General features: G+C 62.3%; 5 protein-coding genes. 4 read left to right on the top strand and 1 reads right to left on the bottom strand.

Annotation, left to right across the window (positions count from 1 at the left end; genetic code table 11):
- Positions 1-100: 100 nt before the first annotated feature.
- Positions 101-1,294 carry a M20 aminoacylase family protein gene (locus QWL29_RS23340; protein ID WP_305825245.1) on the bottom strand — a complete coding sequence of 398 codons (1,194 nt, stop codon included), beginning with the start codon at positions 1,292-1,294 and terminating at the stop codon, positions 101-103.
- Positions 1,295-1,464: 170 nt separating this feature from the next.
- Between QWL29_RS23340 and QWL29_RS23335 the strand changes: the two genes are divergently transcribed.
- The 4 genes from QWL29_RS23335 to QWL29_RS23320 all read left to right on the top strand — a co-directional run bounded on the left by QWL29_RS23335 (position 1,465) and on the right by QWL29_RS23320 (position 8,330).
- Positions 1,465-3,573, top strand: coding sequence for a molybdopterin-containing oxidoreductase family protein (locus QWL29_RS23335; protein WP_305825244.1), 2,109 nt, complete (start codon positions 1,465-1,467; stop codon positions 3,571-3,573).
- Positions 3,574-3,622: 49 nt separating this feature from the next.
- A complete protein-coding gene (locus QWL29_RS23330; RefSeq protein WP_305825243.1) occupies positions 3,623-4,606 on the top strand; it encodes an aminopeptidase in 984 nt (327 codons plus the stop codon).
- Between the two features lie 243 nt (positions 4,607-4,849).
- Positions 4,850-6,547: a long-chain-fatty-acid--CoA ligase gene (locus tag QWL29_RS23325; RefSeq protein ID WP_305825242.1), complete on the top strand. Its 1,698-nt coding sequence runs from the start codon at positions 4,850-4,852 to the stop codon at positions 6,545-6,547.
- A gap of 100 nt (positions 6,548-6,647) precedes the next feature.
- On the top strand, positions 6,648-8,330 hold the full coding sequence (locus tag QWL29_RS23320) for a long-chain-fatty-acid--CoA ligase (protein WP_305825241.1): 1,683 nt from the start codon (positions 6,648-6,650) through the stop codon (positions 8,328-8,330).
- Positions 8,331-8,550: the final 220 nt, after the last annotated feature.

The raw sequence follows: 8,550 nt of genomic DNA, 5'->3' as shown, positions 1-8,550 counted from the left end.
TTCAATCTTCTTCTTGCAAAACGGGTGGAGTCCATAGATACGGCATCGGTAGGGTGGGCTCTTGAGCCCACGCGGCCTCACCGCTTGAAAACCACCAACGTCACCCCGCCGGCAAACTCATCTCCACCAGCCTTGCCCAATAACTCGCCCCGATCGGCAGCAGCCCATCGTTGAAGTCGTAACTCCCATTGTGCAACTGGCAAGGCCCCAGCCCATGCCCACCCCTGCGGTGCTCGCCGTCGCCGTTGCCGATGAACACATAGCAGCCCGGCTTGGCCTGCAGCATGAAGGCGAAATCTTCCGCGCCCATGGTCGGTTCGACTGCCGTGTTCACGGCCGCCGGCCCCACCACCGCGCGCATCGCCTCGACCGCGAACGCGGTCTTTTCAGGATCGTTGATCAGCGGCGGGTAATTGCGCTTGAAGCCGAAATCCACGGACGCATTGAACCCGGCCGCAACACCGGAAGCCATCTCTTCCATGCGCCGCTGGATCAAGTCCAGCACGGCGGTCGAGAAGGTGCGCACGGTCCCGATCAGCACCGCCTCATCGGGAATGACATTGGTGGCGCTGCCCGCGTGGATCTGCGTAATCGACAGCACCGCCGTTTCCAGCGGGTTCTTTTCGCGCGAAATGATGGTTTGCCACGCTTGCGCAATCTGCACCGCCACCATCACCGGGTCGATCCCGCGGTGCGGTTGCGCGGCGTGCGCGCCCTTGCCCTTCACGGTCACGCGGAATTCGTTACTCGATGCCATCATCGGCCCCGGAATCACGCCGAAGCTGCCCGCCGGCAGGCCGGGCCAGTTGTGCATGCCGTACACCGCATCCATAGCAAACTGGTCGAAGAGACCATCCTCGATCATCTTGCGCGCGCCGGCGCCGCCTTCTTCGGCGGGTTGGAAAATCAGGTACACCGTGCCGTCGAAGTTGCGGTGATGCGACAAATAGTGGGCTGCGCCCAGCAACATCGCGGTATGACCGTCGTGACCGCATGCATGCATCTTGCCGGGGTGGCGCGACGCATGGTCAAATGTGTTGAGTTCCTGCATGGGCAGCGCGTCCATGTCGGCGCGCAGGCCGATTGCACGCGGCGAGTTGCCGTTCTTGATGATGCCGACCACGCCGGTGATGCCCAGCCCGCGCACGACGGGAATGCCCCATTCGGTCAGGCGCGCGGCCACCACGTCGGCAGTGCGTTGTTCTTCGTAGCACAGCTCCGGATGGGCGTGGATGTCGCGCCGGATCTGTTCCAGTTCGGTCTGGAAAGCGAGGATAGGTTCCACGAGTCTCATTTGTCTTCTCCCTAGCAGCATGTCAGCGGTACGCATGTGCGAACTATTGTAGCCCTTGTCACCATATGAAATCCAGCCCGGCAGCAGCCCCGGGACGATCCGCAACGAAGCCAGCCGGAATCGGATAAAGTATTGGTTTCTCGACGTTTTTTCCCTGGAACTGATTCAAAATGAGCATCACCCAAGTCCGCGCCGCCTGCCCCCATGATTGCCCCGATACCTGCGCCATCCTCGTCACCGTCGAGGACGGCGTGGCCACCGCGGTGCGCGGCGACCCGGACCATCCAACCACCGCCGGCGTGCTCTGCACCAAGGTCTCGCGCTACGTCGAGCGTACCTATTCGCCGGACCGCGTACTGCATCCGATGCGCCGCGTCGGCAAGAAGGGCGAAGGGAAATTCGAACAGATATCGTGGGACGAAGCGCTGGATGAAATCGCCGCGCGCCTGAAGCCGATTGCTGAACGCGACCCGCAAGCCATCCTCCCGTACAGCTATTGCGGCACCATGGGCCTGGTGCAGGGCGAGTCGATGTCGCTGCGTTTCTTCAACCAGCTCGGCGCCTCGCTGCTCGACCGCACCATCTGCGCCACCGCCGGCTTTACCGGCTACAAGTACACGATCGGCGCCTCGATCGGCACCGACATGGAGCAGTTCCAGGATGCGAAACTGATCGTCATCTGGGGTGGCAATCCGATCGCCTCGAACCTGCACTTCTGGATGCGCGCCCAGGAAGCCAAGCGCCGCGGCGCGAAACTGATCGCCATCGACCCCTACCGCTCGCTGACAGCCGAGAAGTGCCACCAACACATTGCTCTGCTGCCAGGTACGGACTCGGCGCTGGCGCTGGGCCTGATGCACGTGCTGATCGAGGAAGACCTGCTCGACCACCACTACATCGCTGATCACACCCTTGGCTTCGAGCAACTGAAGGAGCGCGCCGCCGAATGGACGCCCGAGCGTACCGCCGAGACCTGCGGCATCAGCGCCCAGGAAGTGGTCGAGCTGGCACGCCTGTACGGCGAAACCGCCCAGCGTGGCGATCCGGTGGCGATCCGCTGCAACTATGGCGTGCAGCGTGCGAAAGGCGGCGGCATGGCCGTGCGCAACATGAGCTGCCTGCCGGCGCTGGTTGGCGCCTGGCGCCATGCGGCCGGCGGCATCCAGCTGTCGACCTCGGGTTCCTTCCCGGCGAACCGTGCTGTCCTGCAGCGCCCGGACTTGCTGGCAGGGCGCCAGGTACGCACCATCAACATGACCACCATCGGCGACGACTTGCTGAAGGATGCCTCGCCGGAATTCGGCCCGAAGATCGAAGCCGTGATCGTCTACAACGCCAATCCGCTGGCGATTGCCCCGGATTCAGCCAAGGTGCAGGCCGGTTTCGAGCGCGAAGACCTGTTCACCGTGGTGATGGAACAGTTCCGCACCGACAGTGCCGACTACGCCGACATCCTGCTGCCGGCCACGACCCAGCTCGAGCATGTCGATGCCCACCTGGCCTATGGCCACTTGTACATGATGGCGAACAACGCGGCGATTGCGCCGCTGGGCGAAGCCAAGCCGAACACCGAGATCTTCCGTTTGCTGGCCGCGCGCATGGGCTATGACGATCCCTGCTTCCAGGAGAGCGACGAGGAGCTGGCCGCCCAGGCCTTCGACAAGCGTCATGAACGCGCGATTCACTTCGACTGGGAATCGCTGAAGCAGAAGGGCTGGCAAAAGCTGAACATGCCGGACGCGCCATTTGCCGAGGGCGGTTTCCCGACCCCGTCGGGCAAGTGCGAGTTTTATTCGAGCGCGATGGAGCGCGATGGCCTCGACCCATTGCCGACGTATATCGCGCCGTATGAGTCGGTGGCTTCGAATCCGCAATTGGCAAAAAAGTACCCGCTGGCGATGATTTCTCCGCCGGCACGGAACTTCCTGAACTCAACGTTTGTCAATGTACAGAGCCTGCGTGCAACCGAGGGCGAGCCGCACCTCGACATCCACCCGAACGACGCCGCCCCGCGCGGCATCGTTCACGGTGACATGGCACGTATCTTCAACGACCGCGGCTCGTTTGTTGCCAAGGCGCGCGTGACCGAGAAAGCGCGACCGGGCCTCGTGGTGGGCTTGTCGATCTGGTGGAAGAAACTCGCCAGCGACGGCAAGAACGCCAATGAAGTCACCAGCCAGCGCCTGACCGACATGGGACGGGCGCCCACTTTCTACGACACCCTGGTGCAGGTCGAAAAGGCCGCGCCCCGACCCGGACATGAAGAAACTACTCCTTAGACTACCCCGACTCTTCCGGCCTGCGCTCATTGCGGGCGCTGCCGCCGGAATGCTTGCCAGTTGTTCTACTCTGAATTACTACACCCAGGCGGCGCAAGGCCAGCTTGAACTCCTCTCCGATGCAAGGCCAATCGACGACTGGTTGGCCGATCCCAGCACCAAGACCTCCCTGCGCCACCGTCTGGAAACCGCGCGCCAGATCCGCCTGTTCGCGGTCCAGAAGATGGGCTTGCCGGACAACGGCAGTTATAAAAACTACGCCGCATTGAAACGCCAGTACGTACTGTGGAACGTGGTGGCCACGCCCGAGCTCTCGCTCAAACCCCTGCAATGGTGCTTCCCGGTGGCCGGCTGCGTGAACTACCGCGGCTACTACAACAAGGACGATGCCCAGGCCTACGCCAGGCAACTGCGCGAGGAAGGCCGCGACGTCGAGGTCGGCGGCGTCAGCGCCTATTCCACCCTGGGCTGGTTCAGCGACCCCCTGATTTCTACCTTCATCAATTACCCCGACGCCGAACTGGCGCGCCTGATCTTCCACGAGCTGGCGCACCAGGTGGTGTACGTGCCGGGCGACTCGCGCTTCAACGAGTCCTTTGCCAGCGCGGTTGAGGAAGCAGGCGTGGAAATGTGGCTGGAGAAGTTCGGGAACCCGGCCATGCGCGACGCCTACGAGCGCTATTCGGTACGGCGCAAGGGCTTTCTCGAACTGCTGCTGAAATACCGGCGCGAGCTCGAGCGCACCTATGCGTCCCCGGTCGGCGACGAGGACAAGCGCATCGCCAAGGCGAAATTGTTCATGGGGTTGAAGGACGAGTACCAGGTGCTGAAAGCGCAGTGGGGCGGCTATGCCGGCTACGACCGTTTCTTCGCCGAGCCGCTGTCGAATGCCCACCTGGCCTCGATTGCCACCTACAACGACTACGTGCCGGCCTTCCGTGCGATGCTGCGTCGTGACAAGGATTTCCGCAAGTTCTATCAGGAAGTCACGCAGCTGTCGAAGCGCGACAAGTCGGAACGGACGGCGCCTTGAAGCTGTTCGATGCGACTGCGCCAGGCGGGCCGGTGATGGTGCAACGCACCAATGCAGCCATGCCATAAAATGCGCCGTAGAGTCCCTGTTCCAATTAAGGCAAAAGCGCTTGCATAGGAGCGCGCTGCCCGATAGCATCATATGCGGCAATAGCAAAGGCATAAGCACGCACGTTCGGTTTTCAAATATAATTTGATAACGTAGGCTGAACGACAACGATACTATTGGAGACAGGGGCATCTGATGGACAAGATTTGGCTGAAGTCGTATCCAGCTGGCGTACCAGCTGAAATCAACCCGGACCAGTACCGGTCCCTCGTCCACCTGCTGGAAGAGTCTTTCCAGAAGTACGCGCAGAACAATGCGTACGTCTGCATGGACAAGTTCCTCACCTACGCCGAGCTCGATGCCTGCTCGAAGCGCCTGGCGGCCTGGCTGCAAAGCCGCGGCATGGCCAAGGGCGCGCGGGTGGCGGTGATGATGCCGAACATCCTGCAAAACCCGATCGCGATTGCCGCGATCCTGCGTGCCGGCTATACCGTCGTCAACGTCAATCCCCTGTACACCGCGCGCGAACTCGAGCACCAGCTGAAGGATTCGGGCAGCGAAGCCATCATCGTGCTGGAAAACTTTGCCCACACCGTGGAGCAGGTGCTGAAGAACACCCCGGTGCGCCACGTCGTCGTGGCCAGCATGGGCGAAATGCTGGGCGGCGCCAAGGGCATGCTGGTCAATTTCGTAGTCCGCAGCATCAAGAAGATGGTGCCCGAGTTCAGCCTGCCGAACATGGTGCGCTTCAAGGATGCGCTGGCGCAGGGCGCGAAGATGCCGTACACCGCGCCGACGCTGAGCGCATCCGACATCGCCTTCCTGCAATACACCGGCGGCACCACCGGCGTCTCGAAAGGCGCCACGCTGACCCACCGCAACATCATCGCCAACGTGCTGCAGACCGAGGCCTGGGCCCAGCCCGCGCTGTCGCAGCCGCCTGCGGTCGAGTTCCCGAACATCGTGTGTGCGCTGCCGCTGTACCACATCTTCGCGCTGACGGCCTGCGCCATGTGGGGCATGCGTGTCGGCGGCATGAACATCCTGATCCCGAACCCGCGCGACATCCCGGGCTTCATCAAGGAACTGGGCAAGTACAAGATCACCACGCTGCCGGCCGTGAACACGCTGTACAACGCGCTGGTGAATCACCCGGACTTCGCCAGCCTCGACTTTTCCACGCTGAAGACCGCGAATGGCGGCGGTATGGCCGTCCAGCAAGCGGTTAATGACAAGTGGAAACAAATAACCGGCAAGAGTATCATTGAGGGCTATGGTTTGTCGGAGACCTCGCCAGTAGCCACCTGCAACCGTGCCGATGAGCAGGGTTTCACGGGCACCATCGGCTTGCCGGTGCCGTCGACCGACATCGCCATCCTGGATGACGACGGGAATATCCTGCCGCTTGGCCAGACCGGCGAGATCGGCATCCGCGGCCCGCAGGTGATGGCCGGCTACTGGAACCGTCCGGACGAAACCGCGAAAGTCATGACGCCGGAAGGCTACTTCAAGTCGGGCGACGTCGGCATCATGGACGAGCGCGGCTACGTGAAGATCGTCGACCGCAAGAAGGACATGATCCTGGTGTCGGGCTTCAACGTGTATCCGAACGAACTCGAAGGCGTAATCGCCGGCCACCCGGGCGTGCTCGAATGCGCGGTCGTCGGCGTGCCGGACGAGCACTCCGGCGAGGCGGTGAAGGTGTTCGTTGTGCGCAAGGACCCGAACCTGACCGAAGGCGTGCTGCAGGAATACTGCAAGGCGCAGTTCACCGGCTACAAGAAACCGAAGTACATCGAATTCCGCGACGAACTGCCGAAGACCAACGTCGGCAAGATCCTGCGGCGCGCGCTGCGCGACGAACAGCAGCAGAAACAGAAAGAAGCGGCCTGACGCGAGCAGTACGGCGCAGGCTGGCCGGCCAAGACCGCCCGGGATAGTCCGGGCGGTTTTGCATTTTATTGGATACAGAGTTTAAGAAGGCGAGGCAGAGATGGACAAGTTTTGGCTCAAGTCGTACCAGGCAGGAGTGGCGTCGGACATCGACCCGACGCAGTACCGCTCCCTGACCCATTTGCTGGAAGAATCCTTCCGCAAGTACGCCGGCCAGAAGGCCTTTGCCTGCATGGACAAGGCCATCACCTACGGCGAGCTGGACCAATTGTCGCAGCAGATGGCGGCCTTTTTGCAAAGCCGCGGCCTGCAGCAGGGCGCGCGCGTGGCGATCATGCTGCCGAACGTGCTGCAATACCCGGTCGCCATGGCGGCCGCCCTGCGCGGCGGCTATACCATCGTCAACGTGAACCCGCTGTACACCCCGCGCGAGCTGCAGCACCAGCTGAACGATTCCGGCGCCGAAGCGCTGATCGTGCTGGAAAACTTTGCCCACACCGTGGAGCAGGTGATCGCCAACACGCAAGTGAAACACGTGGTGGTCGGCACCATGGGCGACATGCTCGGCGGTATCAAGGGTACGATTGTCAACTTCGTCGTGCGTAAAGTGAAAAAGATGGTGCCGGCCTGGTCGTTGCCTGGGCATGTGCCGTTCAAGAAGGCGCTGGCCGATGGCGCGCGCCGTAGCTTCAAGCCCGTGAAACTGGGCCACGAGGACATCGCCTTCCTGCAGTACACCGGCGGCACCACCGGCGTGTCGAAAGGCGCCGTGCTGCTGCACAAGAACGTGCTGGCCAACGTGCTGCAGAACGAAGCCTGGTTCGGCCCTTCGCTGGGCAAGGCCCCGGCCGGCAAGCAGCTCGAATTCATGTGCGCACTGCCGCTGTACCACATCTATGCGCTGACCGTCTGCGCGCTGCTCGGCATGCGCCTGGGCGGCATGAACGTGCTGATCCCGAACCCGCGCGACATGGACGGCTTCATCAAGGAACTCGGCAAGTACAAGATCAACGTCTTCCCGGCCGTGAACACGCTGTACAACGGCCTGGTCAACCAGCCGGCATTCGCCAATCTCGACCACTCGACCTACCTGGTCTGCCCGGGCGGCGGCATGGCGGTGCAGCAGGCCGTGGCCGATAAATGGCTGGCGATTACCGGCACGCCGATCGTCGAGGGCTATGGCCTGTCCGAGACCTCGCCGGTGGTCACCGCCAACCGCTGCGACATCAAGTCCTTCACCGGCACCATCGGCCTGCCGCTGCCGTCGACCGAGGTGCTGATCCTCGACGAAGCGAACAACCCGGTGCCCTTCGGCCAGTCCGGCGAGATCGCGGTGCGCGGCCCGCAGGTGATGGCGGGCTACTGGAAGCGCGACGACGAAACCGCCAAGGTCATGACCGCCGACGGTTTCCTGAAGACCGGCGACATCGGCATCATGGACGAGAAGGGCTATACCCGCATCGTCGACCGCAAGAAGGACATGATCATCGTCTCGGGCTTCAACGTGTACCCGAACGAAGTCGAGAACGTGGTGGCGTCGCACCCGGGCGTGCTGGAAGTGGCCTGCGTCGGCGTGCCCGACCAGCATTCGGGCGAAGCGGTGAAGCTGTACGTGGTGAAGAAGGATCCGAAGCTGACCGCCGAAGAGCTGCTGGCCTTCTGCAAGGAAGAGCTGACCGGCTACAAGCGCCCGCGCCATGTGGAATTCCGCGAAACGCTGCCGAAGACGAACGTCGGCAAGATCCTGCGCCGCGAGCTGCGGGATGAAAAGCAGACGGCTTGAGGTTCAAGCTGTTGAATGAAAAACCGGCATTGCGATGCCGGTTTTTTTTTTTGCGTGCAAGCGGCGAGGTGATCGTGCTTTTCGTAGGGTGGGCACCTCGTGCCCACGCGGAACGATGCGCATTGTTTGCGCGCCATCTGGTCGATAATCACGCGCCTTGCCGGCGTATCTCAATGCATCTCGATAGCGCCTCGGGCCGTCATCCGCGTCTCGGAGCGAG

This window comes from Massilia brevitalea (assembly GCF_030711405.1).
Classification (GTDB): Bacteria; Pseudomonadota; Gammaproteobacteria; order Burkholderiales; family Burkholderiaceae_D; genus Telluria; species Telluria brevitalea.
The sequence above is the reverse complement of the archived record's forward strand: the minus strand, read 5'-3'. Positions and strand labels throughout refer to the sequence as shown.